Source organism: Rhodococcus sp. IEGM 1341 (genome assembly GCF_030056895.1).
GTDB lineage: Bacteria > Actinomycetota > Actinomycetes > Mycobacteriales > Mycobacteriaceae > Rhodococcoides.
Map to the genome: position 1 here is coordinate 44,020 of NZ_JASHKV010000004.1, position 21,519 is coordinate 65,538.

Sequence of the window (21,519 nt, forward strand, 5' to 3'; positions counted from 1 at the left end):
GCCAGTCGGGTGCGCTCACGAGTCGACTCCGAGGTTCACGCGTACGGCGTCGGCGATCTCGTCGACGCTACGGAAAGGTTGTGGCAGCACCTTGGCGACAGTGCCATCCGCAGATATCAAAACGGAAACGGGCAGCACGTTGGGTGCTCCGACGGCGGCGACGACGCGGCCGCCGCCGTCCTGAACGCCGGGCAGGGTGACGCCGTAATCGGTCAGCCGAGTCAGGCCGTTGGCCTCGTTGGCGTCGTTGTGGACGGTCAGGACTTCGATCTTCTCGCCTGCCCGGTCGGCGTACTGCTGCAGATAGGGCAGCTCTTCGGCGCACGGGCCACACCAGTACGCCCAGATGTTGAGCAAGGCAGGGCGGCCCGCGAGTGCCTGCCCGAGGTCGACGTACGAGCCGTCGCCGATGCATTCGAGGGTGATGCCCGTCAACGGGCCCGCGGCGGTGCCCGACGCCGTGGGGCACGCGGCGAGACCGGCGTCCTGACGCAGTGGTGCGAGTGCCTCGGGAGTGTCGACTGCACGACGCTCGTCCGTGCTCGGTGTTCGCTGCCCGAGGCCGGGCGAATCCATGGGCTGCGCGGTCGGCGCGTCGCTTCGGGGCCACAGCGCGTAGACCATCCCGACCACCAGGATCAGAGCGACGAGTGACCACCGCAGGGCAGATTTGTTCACGGCACGATTCCGGCGAGAGCGAGAAGGTGATCGGTTTCCGGGCCCTTCACCAACGCAGCTGCGGTTGCGGGGTCGGTCGGACCGGTCCCGAACGAGGGGCAGTCCTTGGCGAGGATGCACACCCCACAGGCGGGTGTACGAGCGTGGCAGACGCGTCGACCGTGAAAGATGACTCGATGCGAGAGCAGCGTCCACTCCTTGCGCTCGATGAGTGCGCCTACGGCGTGCTCGACCTTGACCGGGTCCTGCTCCTCGGTCCACTGCCAGCGCCGTACGAGCCGTCCGAAATGGGTGTCGACGGTGATTCCCGGAACATCGAAGGCATTGCCGAGAACCACGTTGGCCGTCTTGCGGCCGATCCCGGGGAGTGTGACGAGGTCCTTCAGCGTCGCAGGCACTTCGCCGTCGAAGTTCTCCAGCAACTTCTGCCCGAGACCGATCAGCGAGTTGGCCTTGTTCCGATAGAAACCGGTGGTGCGGATGAACTCCTCGAGTTCGGTCCGGTCGGCCTCGGCGTAGTCACGGGCTGTGCGGTATCTCACGAACAGCGCCGGGGTGACCATGTTGACGCGCTTGTCGGTGCACTGCGCGGACAGGATGGTCGCGACGGCCAGTTCCAGCGGCGTGCTGAAGTCGAGTTCGCAGTACACATGCGGGAAGGCAGTGTTCAGCGTCCGGTTCATTCGCCGAGCTCTACGCACAAGCCCGAGGTGCGTCTCCTCGCGTTTGCGCACGTCGGGGCGTTTCGGAGCTGTCGAATCCACTCCACAACTGTACGGACAAGAATGCGTAACGTTCCTCGCGGCAGCAGCGGACCGTGTTTGTATCGAGATCTTTTCGGTGTTAACTGGCCGGTATGCAAGGACTCGCCGTGGTGCTCTTTCCGGTACTACTCATGCTCTTCGCACTCGCGATGGAACGCGTCGAGTTTCGTCTGAGCAAGCTCGGCGTCCGGGAGCAAGAAGTACAGGAATTCCTCGATCAGGCGAGCAAGTCCGAGGTCGCCACTCTGGCGAACGAGGGCTTCCCGCACGCATTGGCCCGGTTCAACACCCGCAAACGCCGCCAGACCCCGCCGCGGACCATCGACACGCGCGACGGCCTGGCCGACCAACGAGCCAGTTGAGCGCGCGTTTCGTCCCATTGGTCGTAATTTGGATGAATTTCGGGTGAACGGGAACACACGCCCGAGTCCTCTGGCAACCTGTGGTGGCGTCGATCACTCGGTTTTCACCGACTCGAAGTAGACTCCCCTAAGGTAATTGTTGTGTTTGATCATCGGATCGGCGTCGACGCCTGAACTGCACCGCAGTTCGGTGCATGGCACGAACTGAGTACAAACGCTTTCGGTGGTGCGGGTTTCCGCGACACCGACATCCCAAAAGGAGCGCAAGTGGACGACGTCCTGGCACGGGCCGGCATCTTCCAAGGAGTCGAACCCTCTGCGGTTGCGGCACTGACGAAGCAGCTGCAGCCTGTCGATTTCCCCCGTGGGCACGTGGTGTTCAACGAGGGTGAGCCCGGAGACCGGCTCTACATCATCGTTTCGGGCAAGATCAAGCTCGGGCGACGCTCCCCCGACGGCCGCGAGAACCTGCTGACGATCATGGGACCGTCGGACATGTTCGGTGAGTTGTCGATCTTCGACCCCGGCCCCCGTACGTCCTCGGCCACCACGGTCACCGAGGTGCGCGCGGTCAGCATGGATCGTGCTGCGCTCAAGGACTGGATCGATCAGCGCCCCGAGATCGCCGAGCAGCTGCTGCGCGTCCTGGCTCGCCGGTTGCGTCGCACCAACAACAACCTGGCCGACCTCATCTTCACCGACGTTCCCGGACGTGTCGCGAAGGCGCTGCTCCAGCTGGCCCAGCGATTCGGTACCCAGGAAGCGGGCTCGCTGCGCGTGACCCACGACCTGACGCAGGAAGAGATCGCTCAGCTCGTCGGTGCCTCGCGCGAGACCGTCAACAAGGCACTGGCCGACTTCGCACACCGCGGCTGGCTGCGCCTCGAAGGCAAGTCCGTGCTGATCTCGGACTCTGAGCGTCTGGCACGCCGAGCTCGCTAGGCCGAGTTCCGTCGAGACAGCAGCTCGCTAGCTTTCGCGGAGGTAGGCCAGCTGCGTCTTGACCGACATCCGCGCAGCCGGCCACAACTTCTTGTCCACGTCGGAATAGACGTGCCGTACCACCTGCATCGGTTTCGCGTTCTCGCCGATCTCGGCGAGCGCCGAGCGAACCTGATCCAGCCGCTGCCGACGGTGGGCGCGATACGCTCGCGCCACCTCGGCGGTGTCCGGCAACTCCGGCCCGTGCCCGGGAAGTACCGTCTTCCCCGCGCCGGCCGCTTCGAGCCGGTCCAACGACTGCAGATAGTCCGCGAGCGAACCGTCCTTCGGGTCCAGCACCGTCGTGCCGCGACCGAGGACGGTATCTCCTGTCAGGATCGCGTCGTCCAACACGAAACTCACCGAATCCGCGGTGTGACCGGGCGTGTGCAGAACCTCGATCCGCAGCCCGGCAGCCTCGATGACCTCGCCGTGGGCCAACGTTGCGCCGCCCCCGTGCAGGAACTTCTCCCCTACCGCCCGCACCGGAGCCGCCGTCTTTCGGTGAAACCGCTTCAGCCCTGCGGTGTGATCGGCATGGCGATGGGTCACCAGCGTCAGCACCACCGTGCCCGACGCGGCGACGGCGTCGAGATGAGCTTTGTCCTTCGGCCCGGGATCGACCACGATGCACTCGTCCGACCCCGGTGCCTGCAGAATCCAGGTGTTCGTCCCGTCGAGCGTCATCTTGCCCGGGTTGTCGGCGAGCAGAACGGACGCGGTGGGCGTCACCTGCCGGAGAAGTCCGTACGCGGGATGCTGGGGGTTCGAGTCGGCCATGAAAGTACTGTAGGTCGCCTTCTCCACGCGGTGTCCGGGAGGACTACCGTCGATATTCATGAAGGTCGGACTCGTCGGAGCTGGGCCCTGGGCCCGTAAGACTCAAGCCCCCTCGCTACTCGCCCATCGCGCCATCGACTTCGCCGGAGTATGGGCGCGCAGACCCGAAGCGGCAGCCGAGCTGGGGGCACCGGTCTTCGAATCGTTCGACGACCTGCTGGGCGCCGTCGATGCGGTGGCGTTCGCGGTACCACCGGCCGTGCAAGCCGGATACGCACTCCGCGCGGTGCAGGCGGGCAAACATGTGTTGCTGGACAAGCCGATTGCCGCAACAGTGGCCGAGGCCGAAGAACTGGCCGCGGCAGTGACGGCAGCAGGCGTCCGCTCGATGGTGACGCTGACGCTCCGGTTCGCCCCGGAGACAAGGCAATTCCTCGACGAGGTCGCCGGACGACCGTGGGCAGCGGGCTCGGGAACCTGGTTCTCCGGTGCCGTCCTCGGCGGGGCGTACGCGAACTCGCAGTGGCGACACGACGACGGGGCGATCCTCGACATCGGCCCGCACGTGTTCGATCTGCTCGACGCCGCACTGGGAACCATTGTCCGCGTTGCCTACTCGCACCGCGAGGTGGCGTCGGACAGTTGGACCGTGGTGCTCGAGCACGAGGGCGGTGCAACGAGCACCGTGCAACTGTCGCTGCGGACGCCGATCATGCCGTCCCTGATGCGGATCGAGCTCAGCGGCACCGACGGCATCGCCACGCTCACCGACCGCTCGACCTCGTCGACCGACTGCTTCGCCGTCCTGCTGAACGAATTCCTTGAGTCGGTCGACAAGGGTGTCGATCACGAATGCTCGGTACACCGAGGCCTACACCTGCAGAAGGTGATCAGTGCGGCTGCCGCCCCAGTGGCGTGGTTGAGTGCCCCAGAGGGCACCTAGCCACACCACTGCGCGTCAGCGCAGTTCGACGATGAGCTCCACTTCCACCGAAGCACCCAGGGGCAGTTCGGCGACACCCACGGCCGAGCGCGCGTGCTTGCCCGCATCACCGAAGATCTCACCAATGACGTTCGACGCCCCGTTGATCACCCCGGGCTGACCGGTGAATCCCGGAGCGGAGGCAACGAAGCCGACCGCCTTGATCACGCGGGCCACCGAATCGATGCCGACGAGCGCGTGCACGGCGGCGAGCGCATTCAGGGCGCAGAGGCGCGCCGCTGCGGTGGCGTCCTCAGCGGTGACGTCGCCACCGACCTTGCCCACCGACGTCAGGTTTCCGTCCACGATCGGCAACTGCCCGGAGGTGTGGACGAGCGAGCCCACCTGCACCGCCGGGACGTAGGCCGCCAGCGGCGGGACGACGTCGGGCAGCTCGATGCCCAGCTCGGACAGTCGTTCGCTCCAATTCGCCACGCGCGCTCAGACCTTCGGGCGCTTGAAGTACGCGACCAACGTGTCTCCGCCGTTGGGTCCCGCCATGATCGTGACGAGCTCCCAGCCCTCGGAGCCGTAGTTGTCGAGAATTTGCTTGGTGGCGTGAATCAGGACCGGCGCGGTGAAGTACTCCCAGATGATCTTTTCGCTCATGACTGGTGAGCCTATCGTTCGGTTCCACCGGCGCGGTGCCGGAACTACAGTCGTCGCATGGATCGGCTCGATATCAAGGACGCCATCTATCACTTCGCGCGTGACCGCGGTGATTCTCGAGACCAGTTCTCACTGACGACGTTCGACTCGGTCGAACGCGCCGCGCCCTCGTTCAACGAGATCGTCGCGCACGTGGAGGCCCGCGCACCCGCGGTCCCCGGCCTGGGACTGCGGCTTCGGGAAGCACCGCTGAATCTGGACTATCCGCGATGGGTGCCCGACACGTCCCCGCTGTCCGAACGGATGTCGGATCACGATCTCGGCGGTGCGCCCTGGGCCGACTTCGAGATCTTGATGGGCGATCTGCTCCGCACTCGGCTCGATCTCCGAGAGCACTCCTGGCACATGCACGTGATCCGTGGAATCGGTTCTGCTCCGCTGGTGCAGGGCGCGGTGACGGTGGTGATACTGCAGGTCGGACACGCCCTGACCGATGGGCTGGGCGTATCGAGGATGGTTCGCGCGCTGTTCGAACCTCAGTCCGCGACAGGTGCGACGCCGTCGCCGAATCTCACTGCCGAGCGGGAGAACGCCGTTCTCGACGTTCTCGGTGCAGTGGTCCGGGCACCGGTCGATCTCGTTCGATCACGGTGGGAGGCCCGTCGAGCTGTTCGCGCGTACCGGGGGTCGCAGCCCTGCCCGCCGTCGGTGCCCGCCACGTCGCTGAACCGCGCCGTGGGGCCGTATCGAGTCGTCCGCATCGTGCCGATGCAGATGACGGAAGTCCGCGCGGGTGCCGCTTCGGTGACGGTGTCCGCTCTCTGCGCCGTCGGCCCGTGTCTCGATCGGTATCTCGGCGACGGTCTCGAGCCACTGTCCGAGACCGGAGGCACCGTTGCGGCGTTCGTACCGATGGCGCTACCTCGCGACGTGGAATGGCCGGCAGCGAATCGAGCGGTTGTCGGGACGGTCGATCTCCACGTCGGCGAACCCGATCTCGAGAAGCGGGCCGAGCTGATCACTCGGTCGCTCGCAGTCGAACGAGCCAGAGTGACGGCCGCACCACTGCTTCGCGTCGCGCGTGCGGACGAGCGGGTGCCTGCACCGATCGTCCGGTTCGTACAGGGACGCCGATTCCGACAACACGACCGCTCTCCGTCGCACGTCGGTGCCCAGACGACCGTCGTCAGTGTCGACCGTGGCCGCGCGGACCTCGAGCTGTGTGGTGCCGTCGCGCGTTTCTCGGCAGGCTTTCCGTTCCTCGAAGACGGCCGGTGTCTCAATCACGGAATCTTCGGCCTCGGCGACGTGGTGACGATCGCGATGGTCGCCTGTCCCGACGCAGTACCGAATCTCGACGCGTACACCCAGGGATTGGTCGACCGACTCCGCCGACACTCCGAGCAGAGTTAGACACTTCGGTCGGACGCCCGGGGACGACCTCTATATGGTCGGGGTGTGGGCATAGCGAACGAAGAGGGATGGCCGGCGAAGGCAGATGCCGCGCGGCTGCATTTCGTATCCGGTAAGGGTGGGACCGGCAAGACGACGGTCGCTGCCGCATTGGCACTGGCGCTCGCAGCCGGTGGTCGACGGGTGTTGCTGGTGGAGGTCGAGGGCAGGCAGGGCATCGCGCAGCTGTTCGACGTGCCGCAGCTTCCGCCCAAGGAGACACGCGTCGCCTCGGCGGACGGCGGCGGCGAGGTCTACGCACTGGCCATCGACATCGAGACCGCGTTCCTCGAGTACCTCGAGATGTTCTACAACCTCGGCTTCGCCGGCCGCGCGATGCGCAAGATCGGTGCCATCGAGTTCGCGACGACCATCGCACCGGGTCTGCGCGACGTGTTGCTGACCGGCAAGGTCAAGGAATGTGTGGTGCGGACCGACAAGAAGGGCAACCGGGCCTACGACGAGATCGTCGTCGACTCGCCGCCGACCGGACGCATCGGCAACTTCCTCGACGTCACCAAGGCCATGGCCGACCTGGCCAAGGGCGGACCGGTTCGTTCGCAGAGCGAGGGCGTGGTGCGGTTGCTGCACTCGGCCGACACCGTCGTGCACCTGGTGACGTTGCTCGAGGCACTGCCGGTGCAGGAGACGGCCGACGCGGTGCGTGAGCTAGAGGCGGCAGATCTTCGACTCGGCGCGGTCATCGTCAATCGCACCGAACCGACGTACCTGCCCGCCGAGTCGCTCGAGGCCATCGCCGAGGGCGAGATCGATGCCGTCGCCATTCAGGACGGTCTCGCCAAGACCGGAATCACGCTCTCCGAGGCGGACTTTGCGGGGTTGCTCACCGAATCGATCGAGCACGCGGCAACGCTCTCGGCTCAGGTGGAGAGCGCAACCACGCTCGACGAACTCGACGTCGCGCGGATGTCGCTGCCGATGTTGGCCGATGGTGTCGATCTCGGCGGCTTGTACGAGCTCGCCGCCAAGCTTGCAGAACAGGGTGTCCGATGACTCGACCAGTAGCAACCGAACTCGATGTCGACCGCATCCTGACCGATCCCACGTCGCGGATCGTCGTCGTCTGCGGGGCCGGCGGAGTCGGCAAGACCACCACCGCGGCCGCGATGGCCCTGCGGGCTGCCGAGCAGGGCAGGCGGGTGGTGGTGCTGACGATCGATCCGGCCCGCCGCCTGGCTCAGGCTCTCGGTCTCGGTGATCTCGACAACAGCCCGCAGCCGGTGAAGTTGGGTGCCGGTGCCAAGGGTGAACTGCACGCGATGATGCTGAACATGCGACGCACGTTCGACGAGATGGTCATCGAGCACTCGACGCCCGAGAAGGCCGAGCAGGTGCTGGCCAATCCGTTCTATCAGACTGTGGCGTCGTCTTTTTCGGGCACGCAGGAGTACATGGCGATGGAGAAGTTGGGGCAGTTGTCCCTGGACTCGTCGTGGGATCTGATCGTGGTGGACACTCCGCCGTCGCGCAATGCACTGGACTTCCTCGATGCACCGCAGCGACTCGGCTCGTTCCTCGACGGCCGGTTCATCCGGCTGCTCACCGCTCCCGGCCGCGGCATCACCCGCGTGGTCACCAGCGCGATGAGCTTGGCCATGCGCGGCGTCTCCACCGTGATCGGCAGCCAAATGCTGTCCGACGCATCAGCTTTCGTGCAATCGCTGGATTCCATGTTCGGCGGGTTCCGCGAGCGGGCGACGCGTACCTACCAGCTGCTTCGCGAGGACGGCACCAGCTTCCTCGTCGTCGCTGCCGCAGAACCCGACGCGCTGCGCGAGGCGGCCTTCTTCGTCGAGCGCTTGTCTGCGGAGAAGATGCCCCTGGCCGGGTTGGTGGTGAACCGGACGCACCCGACGCTGTCGTCGGTGCAGGCGGATCACGCCGCGACGGCGGCCGATCTACTCGATCGGATCGACGACCCGGGTGCGGATCTGACCGCCGCTGTCCTCCGGATCCACGCTCAGCGCGCCGTCACGGCAGCGCGTGAGGTGCGGTTGCTTCGCCGGTTCACCGGTGCGCACCCCCGCGTGCCCATCGTCGGTGTTCCGTCACTGCCGTTCGAGGTCTCCGACCTCGCCGCGCTGCGTGCAGTGGCCGATCAGCTGACTCGCAAAGGCTGAATCGGCCCTGCCCGGCAGGCGACTAGATGGCTGCTTGCTGCTGACGCTGGGTCTCGAAGAACTCGGACCAGGAGTCGACCTCGGGGTGCTGCTTGAGCAGCGCCCTGCGCTGGCGTTCCGTCATGCCGCCCCAGACACCGAACTCGACTCGATTGTCGAGGGCATCCGCACCGCACTGCATGAGTACCGGGCAGTGCCGGCAGATGGTTGCGGCCTTGCGCTGCGCTGCACCCCGGACGAAGAGCTGGTCCGGGTCAGTGCCCTTGCAACGGGCGTGCGACACCCAGGCGATGCGTGCCTCGGCTTCTTCTACATCGAGTCGCGTCGGCGCGGTTGTCGTGTGCATGCGGATACCCCTTTGCGTTGCGGACGTCCTCGCTGGACGTCCCGGAGGCTCGAAGCGGTTTGTACCTCGTCAGGCGAAGCACAAATTCTAGGAGCTGCCCCACATTCATTATCAAGTGTTATGCGAATCACACCGTGCTCATAATTTAGGTAAAGCGAGCCCCGAATGCAAGACGGCGGGGTCACATTTCTGGTACGGCCGTCCCGAGCAGGGGCGCAGCACACGGCGCATGCAGGCCTCTGCCGGTCCGAGCCACACCCACGTACGCTGTGCTCTGTGTCAGTTGGAAAAACCGTGGCGAAGCTCGCCGGATGTTCAGCACTCGCCGGTGCATTGCTCGCCGGCGTGATGTTCCCCTTGGCCGGTGGGTTCGGGTACGCCTCCAACCGCGCCGCCGATACCGTCGACAACGTCTCGGCCGAGTTGGTCGAGGGCGCAGTGCCTGCCGTCTCGACGATGACGGACGTCAACGGCACGCCCATCGCCTGGTTGTACGAGCAGCGCCGATTCGAGGTGCCGAGCGACCAGATCTCCAACGAGATGAAGCTCGCCATCGTCTCGATCGAGGACCGCCGCTTCGCCGAACATCAGGGCGTGGACTGGCAGGGCACGCTCCGAGCGTTCCTGACCAACACCACCAGCGGGCAGGTCGAGCAGGGCGCATCCACCATCGATCAGCAGTACGTGAAGAACTACCAGCTGCTCGTGGTGGCCAAGACCGACGCCGAGCGCCGAGCGGCCATCGAGACGACGCCCGCTCGCAAGATCCGCGAGATCCGCATGGCGTTGACGCTCGACAAGGAACTGACCAAGGACGAGATCCTCACCCGGTACCTCAACCTCGTTCCGTTCGGCAACGCGTCCTTCGGCATCCAGGACGCCGCCCAGACCTACTTCGGTATCGATGCGAGCCAGCTCAGCGCCGTCCAGGCCGCGATGCTCGCAGGCATGGTGCAGTCCAGCTCCGCACTCAACCCGTACACCAACGAGGAGGGCGTGCTCGAGCGCCGGAACACCGTGCTCGACACGATGATCCAGAACCTCCCCGAACGCGCCGACGAGCTCGCCGCGCTCAAGTCCGAGCCGCTCGGTGTGCTGCCCGTTCCCCAGACCCTGCCCCGCGGATGCATCGCGGCAGGCGACCGCGGATTCTTCTGCGACTACGCACTGCAGTACCTGGCCGAGGCGGGAATCAGCCAGGAACAGATCGACAAGGGCGGGTACCTCATCCGCACGACGCTCGACCCCGCCGTACAGAACTCCACCAAGGCCGCCCTGGTGGAGAACACCAGCCCGAACCTCGACGGCGTTGCCACCGTCATGAACGTCGTCGCACCGGGCCAGGACCAGCACCGAGTTCTCGCCATGGGCAGCAGCCGCACCTACGGCCTCAATGCCGACGACGACGAGACGGTGCAGCCGCAGCCACACTCGTTGGTCGGCAACGGAGCGGGCTCCATCTTCAAGGTCTTCACCACCGCCGCGGCGATGGAGCGCGGGCTGGGTACCAGCGCGACGCTGCAGGTGCCCAGGCGCGTCGAGGTCAAGGGCGTCGGCGACGGCGGTGCACGGAACTGCCCGGCAGCGACCTACTGCGTCGAGAACGCGGGCAACTACCCGGCGTCGCTGTCCATCACCGACGCGTTGGCGCAGTCCCCCAACACCGCGTTCGTCAAGCTGATCGAGTCGGTCGGCGTCACCCCGACCGTCGACATGGCCGTTCGCCTGGGCCTGCGGTCGTACAACGACCCCGGCTCGTCGGGCACCGACCAGTCCATGGCCGATTTCCAGAAGGATCAGAATCTCGGCTCGTTCACCCTCGGACCGACCTGGGTGAACCCGCTGGAGCTGTCCAACGTGGCTGCCACCTTGGCCTCGGGTGGCATGTGGTGCCCGCCCACCCCCATCGACTCGATCTTCGACCGCGACGGCAAGCCCGTTCCGGTTGCTCACCAGGCGTGTGAGCAGGTCGTCGAGCCCGGACTGGCGAACACCCTCGCCAATGCCATGAGCAAGGACGACCAGCCGGGCGGCACGTCCGCCGCCGCGGCCGGCTCCGCCGGCTGGACCCTGCCGATGGCAGGCAAGACCGGCACCACCGAGTCGAACAGGTCCTCCGGCTTCCTCGGGTTCACCAACAACTACGCCGCCGCCGTGTACACGTACGGCGACTCACCGACGCCGAGCGAGATCTGCTCGTTCCCGCTGCGCCCATGCAGCTCGGGCAACCTGTACGGCGGTAACGAGCCGGCTCGAACGTGGTTCGACGCCATGACACCGATCGCCACCAACTTCGGACCCGTCGCGTTGCCGCCCGTCGACCAGAAGTACGTCCGCGGCTCGGCTAACGGCCAGGTACCCGACGTCACCGGCCAGAGCCAGTCGTCGGCGACATCGACCCTGCAGGGCGCAGGCTTCCAGGTGACGGTGGCCACCACGGCCGACCAGGCGGCTCGCGGCACCGTGGTGTCGACGTCCCCGTCGGGTTCGGCGGTCCCCGGATCGAACATCACGATCTACGTCAGTGACGGTTCGGTTCGACCTGCGCCGGCTCCGGCACCCGCGCTGCCGAACATCCAGATCCCGGACCTACCGCCGGGCATCCAGATTCCGGCGATCCCTGGGATCACGGCACCTCGCTAGTGCCTGCGGCAGTGGTGCGGTTATGTGCCCCAGGGGGGACGTAACCGCACCACTGCGCGGAGCGCACTACAGGCGGTCTTTGACAGCCTTCGACAATCGCGATCCGTCGGCCTTGCCTGCGGCGAGTCCCGACGCGATCTTCATGACCTGACCCATCTGCTTCATCGCCGGTCGCTCCCCGAGGTCTTCGGCGACCTGCGCGATGGCGGTGTCGACGATGGTGGCCAACTCCTCGTCCGTGAGCGGAGTGGGCAGATACTCATTGATGATCTGCGCTTCTGCATGCTCGTTGGCGGCGAGTTCGCCGCGGCCGTTCTGCGTGTAGATCTCGGCCGATTCGCCGCGCTTCTTCGCTTCCTTGGCAAGCACTTTGAGAACGTCGTCGTCGGTCAGATCGTGGGCCTCCTTGCCGGAGACCTCCTCGGTCTGGATGGCGGCGAGAATCATGCGCAGCGTTGCCAGGCGGAGCTTGTCCTTCGCCTTCATCGCTGCGGTGAGGTCGGTTCGGAGGCGGGCCTTGAGTTCGGACATGGCGGAAACGCTACGCGGCACAGTCCTCGGCTCGCACGTCCATATCCGGTTGCTGCCGTATCGTGGACGAGGTGTCCGCACAATTCAGTCCCTCGTTTCTCAGCACGTCGACGCAACTGCGCAGTGCCTCCACACAACTGCGCAGCGCGTCCTCGCAACTGCGCTCCGCTGCAGAGCAGGCGCGCGACGTCGTCAGAGCAGCACCGCTGAAGAGTTCCGTGATCGGAACGGCGGGCGCGGCGGCGTTGGGTCTCGGATACGCCACACTCATCGAACGCAATGCGTTCACGCTGCGTGAGACGTCGATGGCGGTGCTCGAGCCGGGTTCGGCGACGCTGCGCGTGCTCCACATCAGCGACCTGCACATGATGCCCGGCCAGCGGATGAAGCAGAACTGGTTGCGTGAGCTGGACCGCCTCGAACCCGATCTGGTCGTCAACACCGGAGACAATCTCTCGCACCAGCGCGCCGTGCCCAGCGTCGTGCAGGCGTTGGGGCCGCTGCTGGCTCGGCCGGGTCTGTTCGTGTTCGGTAGCAACGACTACTTCGCGCCCAAGCCGAAGAACCCGTTCAAGTACTTCGACAAGAACCACAAGCGCACGACCGGCGACTCGTTGCCGTGGCGCGACCTGCGGGCCGCGTTCTCCGAGCGGGGCTGGCTCGACGTGACGCATGTGCGTCGCGAGCTCGAGGTGGCCGGGGTACGGATCGCGTCGGCGGGCGTCGACGACCCCCATCTGAAGCGCGACCGCTACGACACCATCGCCGGCCAGCCCAATCCCCTCGCAGACCTTCGTCTGGGCATCACGCACTCCCCGGAGCCGCGAGTGCTGGACAAGTTCGCTCAGGACGGATACGACCTCGTCCTCGCCGGGCACACCCACGGCGGCCAGCTGTGCCTCCCGTTCTACGGCGCGCTGGTGACGAACTGCGAGATCGACCGTTCGCGGGTCAAGGGCCCGTCCAAGTGGGGCGCGCACACCCAGCTACACGTCTCCGCGGGCATCGGAACGTCGCCGTACGCGCCTGCACGGTTCTGCTGCCGCCCCGAGGCCACCCTGATCACGCTGACTCCGGCCCCGAGAACGGGTCCGAAAAACGTCTCCGACGAGGGCGTTTCGCGTTCCGAGGCAGTCGTGAGTTAGACTTCTCCAGCGGTACACGGGGTGTGGCGCAGCTTGGTAGCGCGCTTCGTTCGGGACGAAGAGGTCGTGGGTTCGAATCCCGCCACCCCGACAGTTGGACCACGAAGAGGGACCCATTCGATTCGATCGAATGGGTCCCTTTTTTCACGCGGTGGACGGCTACTGTGAGTCGACTCTGTCGACCCCGAGCGAACGGATCTCACGACCCATGCCGACCCCCACCCGCGTACACGTCAAGCACCGGTTCGTCTCTCCCCCCGAGATCGTCTTCGCGGCGTTGTCGGAGCACGAGAACCTCGGCCCGCTCTTCATGGCGAAGATCGGCCGCGTTCGGGACGGTGACACCTCCCGCAACGGCGTCGGGTCTACGCGCAGCCTGAAGCTGGGTCCGCTTCCTGCGTTCGAGGAAACCACGATCACCTCCGAGCCCCATTCGCTGATCGAGTACCGCATCACCAAGGGCGGTCCGCTACGCGGCCACTGGGGCGTGCAGAAGTTCACCCCCACCGCCGACGGCGGCACCGAGCTCGACTACACGATCGGATTCGACGCACCCGTCCCCGGCCTCGCCGCGATCGTCGGTAGGGCACTGTCGTCGAGCATCTCGAAGAATCTGTCGACCCTGGCTCCGTAGCGCCGCCACCCGGCGGCAAGTCATACCCGAGTAGGACACCGGACATACTCGGGACCGACGATTCTCGCCGCCGAATGCGGGACGGTCGAGGCATGGACATCGTCAGAACTCACAGCCTCGGCAAGCGCTACGGCGCCCATACCGTTGTCGACGACGTGAACCTTCGCATTCCTGAGGGCTGCGTCTACGGCTTTCTCGGTCCGAACGGATCGGGCAAGTCGACGACCATGAAAATGTTGCTGTCCCTGATCCGACCGACCTCCGGTGAGGTGGAGATCCTCGGGAAGCCGATGAATCACGAGACCCGCCGCGGAGTGCTTTCACACATCGGTTCACTCATCGAAGCTCCACCCGGATACGGGCATCTCACGGGTGCGGAGAACCTTCGTATCGTGCAACGCTCGCTCGGATTGCACACCGAACAGATCGACCGGGCGGTGGCCACCGTCCGGCTGCAGGAGCACCTCGACAAGAAGGTGAAGAACTACTCGCTGGGGATGAAACAGCGCCTGGGCATCGCGATGGCGCTGGCGCGCGAACCACGACTTCTGATCCTGGACGAGCCCACCAACGGCTTGGACCCGGCTGGCATCGAAGAGATCCGCGGACTGCTTCGCCATCTCGCCGAACACGGCGTGACAGTGATGGTCTCGAGCCATCTGCTCGGCGAGATCGACAAGACGGCGAACATGCTGGGGATCCTGAGCCAGGGGCGCTTGATCTTCCAAGGCACCCGCGACGAGCTGTTCGCCGCCTCCACTCCGGATGTACTCATCGACGTCATCGATCCGACTTGTGCGCGTTCGGTTCTGCAACAGCGCATTTCGGTCGAGGTCGAGGATCACACTCTGAGGCTGTCCGGCATCGACGATCGAGGTGCCGCACAGGTGGTGGCAGAACTCGTCGGCGCGAACGCAGGCGTCTACGGCGTTCGGCGCGACGATCAGTCGCTCGAAGACGTATTCATGAATCTGACGAAGGGTGGCCGATTGTGACGACCGTACGCAACGAGTTCGCCAAACTCAGGCACCTGCACATCGGCGCGATCGCCGCTGTGTTGGTCGCCGCAATCGTCGGGTTGACCTTCGTCGGCGCTCTCACCGCAACAGCGTCGAAGGATTCGACCACGGTCTCCTGGGCGCTGCTACTGGCCGGGCTGTCCCTTGCCGTCCCCGTCGCATCCCCGCTGCTGATCGCCGTGATGGCCAGCCGCACAATGGAAGTCGAGCACCAATCCAAGGGCTGGCTGCTGAACCGGACCAATGGAACCGGGCGCGGAGCCCTCGTGCGCGCGAAGCTCGTCTCGACGGGCCTCGTCGTTGCCGGCGCAACGGTTGCGGCCAGTACTGGAGGTGTATTTCTGGGAATCGCAGTCGGAGTGACCCAACCCTTGCCTGCCGACCTGTGGTTGGGCTACACGGCGGCGGCGGTGACGACCAACCTCGTGATACTCGCTGTGCACCTGCTGATCTCAGCGCGTGTGGACAACCAACTGGTCGCGCTGGGAATCGGCATCGTGGGTACCGTCATCGCGATCTGCGCCTCCGGATTTCCCTCCTGGGCAGCACACCTGACGCCGTGGGGCTACTACTCCTTGGCGTCTGCCGCCGACTACCGAGGCGAACAAGTGGTGACGCTGAACCCGTCCTACGCCAGCGTCGCCGCCCTCGCAGTTGTCGGAGCAGTGTCGTTCTGGTTCATGACCGTTCGACTCGATCGACAGGAGGTACGAGCATGAATGCGTTCTCGGCCGAAATGATCAAGCTCAGGCGCTCGCAGGCATGGGCGGTCGTCGTTCCCCTCCCGCTGATCATCGCGGGGGTCGGAACGTTCAACACGATCGCGTCGGGCGCAGAGCTGACAGAGGGATGGCGCACATTGTGGTTGCGCACAGTCGTGTTCTACGGCCTGTTCCCACTCGCACTCGGAGTTGCGGCACTGGCATCACTGGTTTGGAGATCCGAACACCGAGGCGGGAATTGGAATGCCCTGATGAGTGGCCCGGTTCCGTCGGTGCGCATCGTGATCGTCAAGACGGCTGTGGTGGCAACACTGACCGCGGCCATGAACATCGTCATGCTGGCAGCCGTCGTTGTTCTCGGCAAGGTGGTCTTCTCGCTCGACGGAACGCTCCCCTCCGAGCTCTTCGCGACCGGTGCGCTGATAGTGGTGGGGTCACTACCGGTCGCGGCACTGCACTCCGCGTTGTCGATGGCCGTCAGGTCGTTCGCGGTGCCGATTGCCATCGCTCTCGTCGGGGCCGGTATATCGGTGTTCCTCCTCACCGCCGAGGTGACCGGGGCGATCTTGTCGCCCTATGCCCTGGCCACTCGCGCAACCCAGTTGACCTCCGGAACTTTCGGTGACTCGGGTTCGCCGACCACCGGGGCCGCACTGTCGGTCCTGACCGCCACGGCGCTGCTCACTGTCGCGGTCGTCGCATCGGCAGGCAGGGCACTCGACCGCAAGGACATTCACGTCCAGTGACAGCTCGAGGCCCCGACCGAATGCTCTCGATCGGGGCCTCGTGAAACGTCGAGTCAGCTGGACGCAGCGCGCAGTTTCTCCAAAAGCGGGCCTGCGGCCTCGGCGAGGAAGCGCTCCTGGGTCTCGTCGCCCACCTGCACGAGTGCGATGTCGGTGTACCCGGCCTCCCAGTACGGCTTCACGGCCTCGACGATGGCGTCCAGGTCCGGTCCACACGGAATCGTGTCGGCCACATCCTCTTTGCGGACGAACTTGGTCGCTCCGGCGAAACCGGCCGTCGTCGGCAGATCGGCGTTGACGGCCCAACCGCCCGCGAACCAGCGGAACCGATCGTGCGCGCGATCGACGGCCGCGTCCTTGTCCGGATCCCAGGAGATCGGGATCTGTCCGATGGACCGCGCCGGGCCCTCGTGGTTGTCCGACCATGCCTTGACGAGATCGGCGTCGGGCTCGGTGGCGATGAGGTGATCGCCGTACTCGGCGAATCGCGCGACGGCCTTCTCGCCACCGGCTGCGATGCCGATGGGCACGCCGCCCTCGGGCAGGTCCCAGATCCGGGCGGAGTCGACGCGAAAGTGCTTGCCGTCGTACGTGACCAAGCCACCGGCGTGCAATGCCCTGATGATCTCGAGCGCCTCGACGAACATGTCCTGCCGCTTGTCGATGGACGGCCAGCCCTCGCCGACGACGTGCTCGTTCAGGTTCTCACCGCTGCCGAGGCCGAGGGTGAAGCGGCCGTCGGCCAGGATCTGCATCGTCGCAGCCTTCTGCGCGACGACGGCCGGGTGATACCGGATGATCGGGCATGTCACGTACGTCATGAGCTCGACGCGTTCGGTGGCCTGAGCCACCGCGCCCAATGTGGTCCAGGCGTACGGCGAGTGCCCCATGGAGGACAGCCAGGGCGAGTAGTGGTCGCTGGCGACCTCGAAGTCGAAACCGACTCTCTCGGCACCGACTGCGTACTGCACCAGCTCTTTCGGGCCGCTCTGCTCGGTCATCAAGGTGTATCCGAAATTGGTCATGCGTGTCTCCTAGATAGTTGCGACGGAACCGGCGTCGACTCGGTAGTTCGATCCGTTGACGAAGGACGCGCGGTCCGAGCACAGGAACGTGATCACCGAGGCGACTTCCTCGGGTTCGCCACGGCGTCCGAGCTCCATGTACGGACGCTCCTCGTCGAGGAAGCTCTCGATGGCACCGTCGCGGTCGGTTCCCTTCTCCTCGGCGCGCTTGTCCATCATCGCGTCGGTCATCGGGGTGTGAATGAACGCGGGAGAGACCGCATTGACCAGCAGTCCCTCGGACGCATAGCTGCGCGAGAGCCCCTTGGCGAGGGCCAGCACGCCGGCTTTGGCTGAGCAGTAGGGCAATTCGTCGTCGTACGGCTGCACGGCGTCCTCGGAGGTCAACAACACGATGCGTCCCCAGCCACCGCGGCGTAGTGCGGGCAGAAATGCTCGCAGTAGCCGGACCGGTCCCATCAGGTCGATGTCGAGGGTGGAACGCCACCCCTCCTCGTCGATCTCGTGGAACAGCCCCTGCGCTCCGGTCACTCCCGAGGACTGGACGAGAATGTCGATGTCGCCCACTACCTGCTGCGTCCGTGCTGCCAGGTTCTCGACCGCGTCGGTGTCGGTCACGTCCGCGGCGAACGCGAACAACTGCCCCTCCGCTGCGCCGAGTTTCGCTGCGGCCTCGTCGAGCGAGGTCTGATCCTTGTCGCTGATCACGACGCGAACCCCCTCGGCCAGCAGCATTTTCGCGGTGTGCCAGCCGATACCGGAGTCTGCTCCGGTGACCAGTGCTGTCCTACCGTTGATTCCCAAATCCATTGAATTCCACCTTGTGTATGAGAGTGCTGTCAGGCTGTGGCGTCGTGCGAGCGCGCAATGGTCAGCGCCGCATTCACCAGGGCCAGGTGGCTCAAGCCCTGTGGGAAGTTACCCAGAAACGATCCATCCGAAGCATCGATCATTTCGCTGTACAAACCGACGTCGTTGGACAGCTCCACCAGTTGGTCCATCAGCGCTGCGGCTTCGTCGTCTCGGCCGACGCAGGACAGCGCCGACACTCGCCAGAACGCGCAGGCCACGAAGGTCACTTCTTCCTTCGAGACCCCGCTGTAGCGGTACATCAACGGGCCGGCACCGAGTTCTTCGACGAGCGCATCGATGGTGGACGAAAGACGTTCTCCCCGATCGAAATCCATCTCGGCCGCGAGCAGTACCGACGCATCGAGACCGTCGGCACCCGGGTACGCCAGGTAGGCCTGCCTCTCGTCCGACCAACACTCGGTCTCGATGTAGAACCGGATGCGTTCCTTCTCGGCCTTCCATCGATCCGGTATCCCCGGGATCTCGCCTGCTTCTGCCAGGTGCACGGCGCAGTCCAGCGCCTGCCAACAACCGAGCTTGGAGCTGGTGTAGTGCTGTTCGTCCTCGAGCTCCCAGATCCCGGCGTCCTTGCGCTGCCACGAATCGCAGGCCTCGTCGGCGATGGCGGCCAGCAGGCGCCCCGTCTGCGCATCCAGGATGTTCCCCGCGTCGACGTACTGCCGGATGATGGAGAACAGGTCACCGAAGATCATCAGCTGCAGCTGATCCGCGGCAGCGTTGCCGTTGACCACCGGCCCGATGCCTCGCCAGCCGGGAACGTCGGGTTGTTCCGTGCCACCGGGCAATTCACCGCCGAGGGTGTAGAAGACGTTGACCAACGGATCGTTGACTCGGATCACTTTCAGCAGCCACGCCACTGCAGCATGGATCTCCTCGCGAAGGCCGAATCTCTGCAGCGCGCGGATGGTGTACGCGGCGTCGCGAACCCACGCGTAGCGGTAGTCCCAGTTCTTGCCACCGGCCCTGTTCTCGGGCAGAGAGGTGGTGGCAGCGGCGGCGATGGCACCGGAGGGGCTGTGCAGCAACAACTTCAGAGCCAGCGCGCTCCGCGCCACATGCTCCGCCCACGGTCCCTGGTACGAGAACTCGTCGGACCACACGCGCCAGTTGGCGATCGTGCGGTCGATCCCCTCGTCGAGGTGCTGCGGATCGGGCAGGGGCAGCGGCTCGTTCTCCGTGCCCACGACGCCCAGCACATGCCGAGAATCCGGGTGGGTGGTGAAGACACCACCGATGTCGCGGTCCGCGACGTGCACCTCCTCGATGCCCAGAGTCCGCACGGCCAGGGTCAATCCGTCGACCCGCAGCACGGTGCCGTGCTCGGTGTCGTACGCCCACGGCGACGCGATGCCGAGCATGGTGCCCGGCGCCACGGACCACGACAGCTCGACGTTGCCGTCGAGACCCTCGACGCGGCGGGCCAACTCCACCCACGGAAGACGCCCGGCGACACCGGTGTTCAGCGAGTCGGTGACTCGGACGGTGCCGGTGTCGGTACGGAACGTCGTGCTCAGCACATTTGTCCCGGGGACGAATTCACGCTGGACGGTGAACTCCTCCAGCGGCGTCAGCTGAATGTATCCACCGTTCCCAGCGTCGAGCAACGCTGCGAACGGCGGCGACGAATCGAGGTTCGGAACCGGAAACCAATCGATCCGGCCGTCGTCGGCGATCATCGCCACGGTGCGGCCGTCACCGATGGCACCGTAGCTCTCGATGGGGACATAGCCGTCGACCCGGGGGTGCGGCTTGCGGAACTCGCTCAAGCACTTGCCTTTTCATCGGAGTAGAAGGGACTGTCCTCGATGTTGGCGAGCAGATCGGCGGGGTCGTCGAACACTGCTACCGCCCCCGCGTCGAGCAACTCCCCACGTAAGATGCCGCCACTGCGAACACCGATGGCGCGTACACCCGCGCGACCGGCCGACTCGATGTCCCAGACGCTGTCGCCGACCATCACCGCCTTGGATGCCTCGACGCCGGCCCGTTCGAGTGCAACCGCAACGATGTCGGGCTCGGGCTTGGCTACGTCGGCGTCCTCACCGCTCGTCACCACGGCAACGGAGTCCTCGACGTCGAGCAGGTCGCGCAACGTCGACAGCTCGCTCTCCGGAGCCGAGGTCGCAAGCACCACGGTGATGCCGCGAGAGTTCAAGTCCGCCAACAGTTCACGGGCACCCGGCAGCACTTCGAGATCCGCCGAGGCAGCAGCGTAGTACTCGCCGTGCAGCTTCTTCGCTTCGTGGGCAAGCGCGCTGTCCGAGGAACCGACGAGCGTCTCGAGCAGCTTCGACCCGTCCATCCCGATGCAGCGGTGAACACGCCAGGAAGGAACGGAACCACCGGCCTCACGAAACGCGCGCGACCACGCGTCGACGTGCACGTAGTTGGAATCGACGAGGGTGCCGTCGATGTCGAGCAGGACCGCGTCGACCGTCGGCTTGGAAACAGGCATGGTTTTCGGATACCCGGGGGTGGTGCAGGCAAACAACAGGCCCCCCGCTGTGCGCGAGGGGCCTGTCGGGTGGGAAAACGTCAGCTGGCCTGGGCCTGCCACATCCAGTGCAGCTGCTCGAGCCGAGCCGTGATGCCGATGAGCAGGTCCTGGGTCACCGGATCGGCTTCGCCGGTGTCGGCGATGCGTCCGCGAAGACGCTCCACGACCGCGGCGAGGTTGTCGACGACGGCCGGGACGACTTCGCTGTCCTTGGTCCATCCGGCACCGAAGCCCTTGGTTCCTGCCGTCGAGGAGACGGTGGCTGCGCGGCCGTCGGGGCTGACGCCGATAGCCGTGGCGCGTTCGGCGGCCTGATCGGTGAATTCACGTGCGGCCGTGACCAACTCGTCGAGCTCGAGGTGCACCGACCGGAAGTTCTTGCCGATCACGTTCCAGTGCGCCTGCTTGGCGATGAGCGAAAGGTCGATGAGATCGACCACAGTTCCCTGAAGCGCGTCGCCGGCGATCTTCTGCTGGCCTGCGTCGAGGGTGCTGGTGATGGGGTTCGTCATGATGTGGCCTCCCTGCCGTTGGACGACGGTATGCATCGCACACCATTATTGTTCTTTCGTCTGTACTGCACAACGGC

General features: G+C 65.6%; 24 protein-coding genes and 1 tRNA gene. 13 read left to right on the top strand and 12 right to left on the bottom strand.

Going from position 1 to position 21,519, the window contains the following annotated elements; translation table 11 throughout:
* Positions 1-15 precede the first annotated feature (15 nt).
* Positions 16-624 (bottom strand): TlpA family protein disulfide reductase, encoded by a 609-nt coding sequence (locus QM615_RS11500; RefSeq protein WP_149407340.1) that lies wholly within the window; start codon positions 622-624, stop codon positions 16-18.
* Between the two features lie 50 nt (positions 625-674).
* Positions 675-1,361 (bottom strand): endonuclease III, encoded by a 687-nt coding sequence (gene nth / locus QM615_RS11505; protein ID WP_262498546.1) that lies wholly within the window; start codon positions 1,359-1,361, stop codon positions 675-677.
* 173 nt (positions 1,362-1,534) lie between these two features.
* On the opposite strand from nth, the gene QM615_RS11510 reads away from it, so the two are divergent.
* Positions 1,535-1,804, top strand: coding sequence for a hypothetical protein (locus QM615_RS11510; RefSeq protein ID WP_068054099.1), 270 nt, complete (start codon positions 1,535-1,537; stop codon positions 1,802-1,804).
* A gap of 267 nt (positions 1,805-2,071) precedes the next feature.
* Positions 2,072-2,746 carry a Crp/Fnr family transcriptional regulator gene (locus QM615_RS11515; RefSeq protein ID WP_027494494.1) on the top strand — a complete coding sequence of 225 codons (675 nt, stop codon included), beginning with the start codon at positions 2,072-2,074 and terminating at the stop codon, positions 2,744-2,746.
* A gap of 27 nt (positions 2,747-2,773) precedes the next feature.
* Here the strand turns inward: QM615_RS11515 and QM615_RS11520 are convergent, their stop codons facing one another.
* Positions 2,774-3,565: an MBL fold metallo-hydrolase gene (locus tag QM615_RS11520; protein WP_149407299.1), complete on the bottom strand. Its 792-nt coding sequence runs from the start codon at positions 3,563-3,565 to the stop codon at positions 2,774-2,776.
* Between the two features lie 58 nt (positions 3,566-3,623).
* Here QM615_RS11520 and QM615_RS11525 point away from each other — a divergent pair, with 58 nt between their 5' ends.
* Entirely contained in the window at positions 3,624-4,508 is an 885-nt protein-coding gene (locus QM615_RS11525) for a Gfo/Idh/MocA family protein (protein ID WP_149407298.1), read from the top strand.
* Between the two features lie 15 nt (positions 4,509-4,523).
* Here QM615_RS11525 and QM615_RS11530 read toward each other — a convergent pair whose 3' ends face one another.
* Positions 4,524-4,982: a RidA family protein gene (locus tag QM615_RS11530; RefSeq protein ID WP_068054093.1), complete on the bottom strand. Its 459-nt coding sequence runs from the start codon at positions 4,980-4,982 to the stop codon at positions 4,524-4,526.
* A 6-nt stretch (positions 4,983-4,988) separates the two neighbouring features.
* The gene (gene sp36 / locus QM615_RS11535; RefSeq protein ID WP_094638696.1) at positions 4,989-5,156 is read right to left on the bottom strand and encodes a Sp36 family protein; all 168 of its coding nucleotides are present in this window, start codon (positions 5,154-5,156) and stop codon (positions 4,989-4,991) included.
* A gap of 57 nt (positions 5,157-5,213) precedes the next feature.
* On the opposite strand from sp36, the gene QM615_RS11540 reads away from it, so the two are divergent.
* From QM615_RS11540 to bagB, 3 genes are read left to right on the top strand one after another with little or no spacing between them, the layout of a single operon-like run.
* Positions 5,214-6,569 (top strand): wax ester/triacylglycerol synthase domain-containing protein, encoded by a 1,356-nt coding sequence (locus QM615_RS11540; RefSeq protein WP_149407297.1) that lies wholly within the window; start codon positions 5,214-5,216, stop codon positions 6,567-6,569.
* Between the two features lie 45 nt (positions 6,570-6,614).
* Positions 6,615-7,622 carry an ATPase BagA gene (gene bagA / locus QM615_RS11545; RefSeq protein ID WP_068054088.1) on the top strand — a complete coding sequence of 336 codons (1,008 nt, stop codon included), beginning with the start codon at positions 6,615-6,617 and terminating at the stop codon, positions 7,620-7,622.
* Positions 7,619-8,749 (top strand): ATPase BagB, encoded by a 1,131-nt coding sequence (gene bagB / locus QM615_RS11550; RefSeq protein ID WP_094638698.1) that lies wholly within the window; start codon positions 7,619-7,621, stop codon positions 8,747-8,749. The genes bagA and bagB overlap by 4 nt, the downstream gene beginning before the upstream one ends.
* A gap of 22 nt (positions 8,750-8,771) precedes the next feature.
* Here the strand turns inward: bagB and QM615_RS11555 are convergent, their stop codons facing one another.
* Positions 8,772-9,095 (bottom strand): WhiB family transcriptional regulator, encoded by a 324-nt coding sequence (locus QM615_RS11555; protein WP_008712729.1) that lies wholly within the window; start codon positions 9,093-9,095, stop codon positions 8,772-8,774.
* A 294-nt stretch (positions 9,096-9,389) separates the two neighbouring features.
* Between QM615_RS11555 and QM615_RS11560 the strand changes: the two genes are divergently transcribed.
* Positions 9,390-11,738, top strand: a complete 2,349-nt coding sequence (locus QM615_RS11560; RefSeq protein WP_149407339.1) for a penicillin-binding protein — start codon at positions 9,390-9,392, stop codon at positions 11,736-11,738.
* Between the two features lie 66 nt (positions 11,739-11,804).
* Here the strand turns inward: QM615_RS11560 and QM615_RS11565 are convergent, their stop codons facing one another.
* Complete coding sequence (locus QM615_RS11565; protein ID WP_037187848.1) at positions 11,805-12,269, bottom strand: GatB/YqeY domain-containing protein; 465 nt, start codon at positions 12,267-12,269, stop codon at positions 11,805-11,807.
* 206 nt (positions 12,270-12,475) lie between these two features.
* Here QM615_RS11565 and QM615_RS11570 point away from each other — a divergent pair, with 206 nt between their 5' ends.
* From QM615_RS11570 to QM615_RS11595, 6 genes are all read left to right on the top strand, one after another.
* On the top strand, positions 12,476-13,414 hold the full coding sequence (locus QM615_RS11570; RefSeq protein WP_231893981.1) for a metallophosphoesterase: 939 nt from the start codon (positions 12,476-12,478) through the stop codon (positions 13,412-13,414).
* Between the two features lie 17 nt (positions 13,415-13,431).
* Positions 13,432-13,505 (top strand) — tRNA-Pro (locus tag QM615_RS11575).
* A gap of 117 nt (positions 13,506-13,622) precedes the next feature.
* Positions 13,623-14,048 carry an SRPBCC family protein gene (locus tag QM615_RS11580; protein WP_149407296.1) on the top strand — a complete coding sequence of 142 codons (426 nt, stop codon included), beginning with the start codon at positions 13,623-13,625 and terminating at the stop codon, positions 14,046-14,048.
* A 92-nt stretch (positions 14,049-14,140) separates the two neighbouring features.
* The gene (locus tag QM615_RS11585; RefSeq protein ID WP_149407295.1) at positions 14,141-15,043 is read left to right on the top strand and encodes an ABC transporter ATP-binding protein; all 903 of its coding nucleotides are present in this window, start codon (positions 14,141-14,143) and stop codon (positions 15,041-15,043) included.
* Positions 15,040-15,786 (top strand): ABC transporter permease, encoded by a 747-nt coding sequence (locus QM615_RS11590; RefSeq protein ID WP_149407294.1) that lies wholly within the window; start codon positions 15,040-15,042, stop codon positions 15,784-15,786. Before QM615_RS11585 ends, QM615_RS11590 begins: the two co-directional genes overlap by 4 nt.
* Entirely contained in the window at positions 15,783-16,535 is a 753-nt protein-coding gene (locus QM615_RS11595; protein WP_149407293.1) for an ABC transporter permease, read from the top strand. Before QM615_RS11590 ends, QM615_RS11595 begins: the two co-directional genes overlap by 4 nt.
* A gap of 53 nt (positions 16,536-16,588) precedes the next feature.
* Here the strand turns inward: QM615_RS11595 and QM615_RS11600 are convergent, their stop codons facing one another.
* The 5 genes from QM615_RS11600 to QM615_RS11620 all read right to left on the bottom strand — a co-directional run bounded on the left by QM615_RS11600 (position 16,589) and on the right by QM615_RS11620 (position 21,442).
* Positions 16,589-17,560 carry an LLM class F420-dependent oxidoreductase gene (locus QM615_RS11600; RefSeq protein ID WP_149407292.1) on the bottom strand — a complete coding sequence of 324 codons (972 nt, stop codon included), beginning with the start codon at positions 17,558-17,560 and terminating at the stop codon, positions 16,589-16,591.
* 9 nt (positions 17,561-17,569) lie between these two features.
* Complete coding sequence (locus QM615_RS11605) at positions 17,570-18,370, bottom strand: SDR family NAD(P)-dependent oxidoreductase (protein ID WP_149407291.1); 801 nt, start codon at positions 18,368-18,370, stop codon at positions 17,570-17,572.
* 29 nt (positions 18,371-18,399) lie between these two features.
* On the bottom strand, positions 18,400-20,199 hold the full coding sequence (locus QM615_RS11610; RefSeq protein ID WP_149407290.1) for a glycoside hydrolase family 15 protein: 1,800 nt from the start codon (positions 20,197-20,199) through the stop codon (positions 18,400-18,402).
* Positions 20,196-20,888: an HAD family hydrolase gene (locus tag QM615_RS11615; RefSeq protein WP_149407289.1), complete on the bottom strand. Its 693-nt coding sequence runs from the start codon at positions 20,886-20,888 to the stop codon at positions 20,196-20,198. Before QM615_RS11615 ends, QM615_RS11610 begins: the two co-directional genes overlap by 4 nt.
* An 80-nt stretch (positions 20,889-20,968) precedes the next feature.
* Positions 20,969-21,442, bottom strand: coding sequence for a Dps family protein (locus QM615_RS11620; protein ID WP_068054046.1), 474 nt, complete (start codon positions 21,440-21,442; stop codon positions 20,969-20,971).
* Positions 21,443-21,519: the final 77 nt, after the last annotated feature.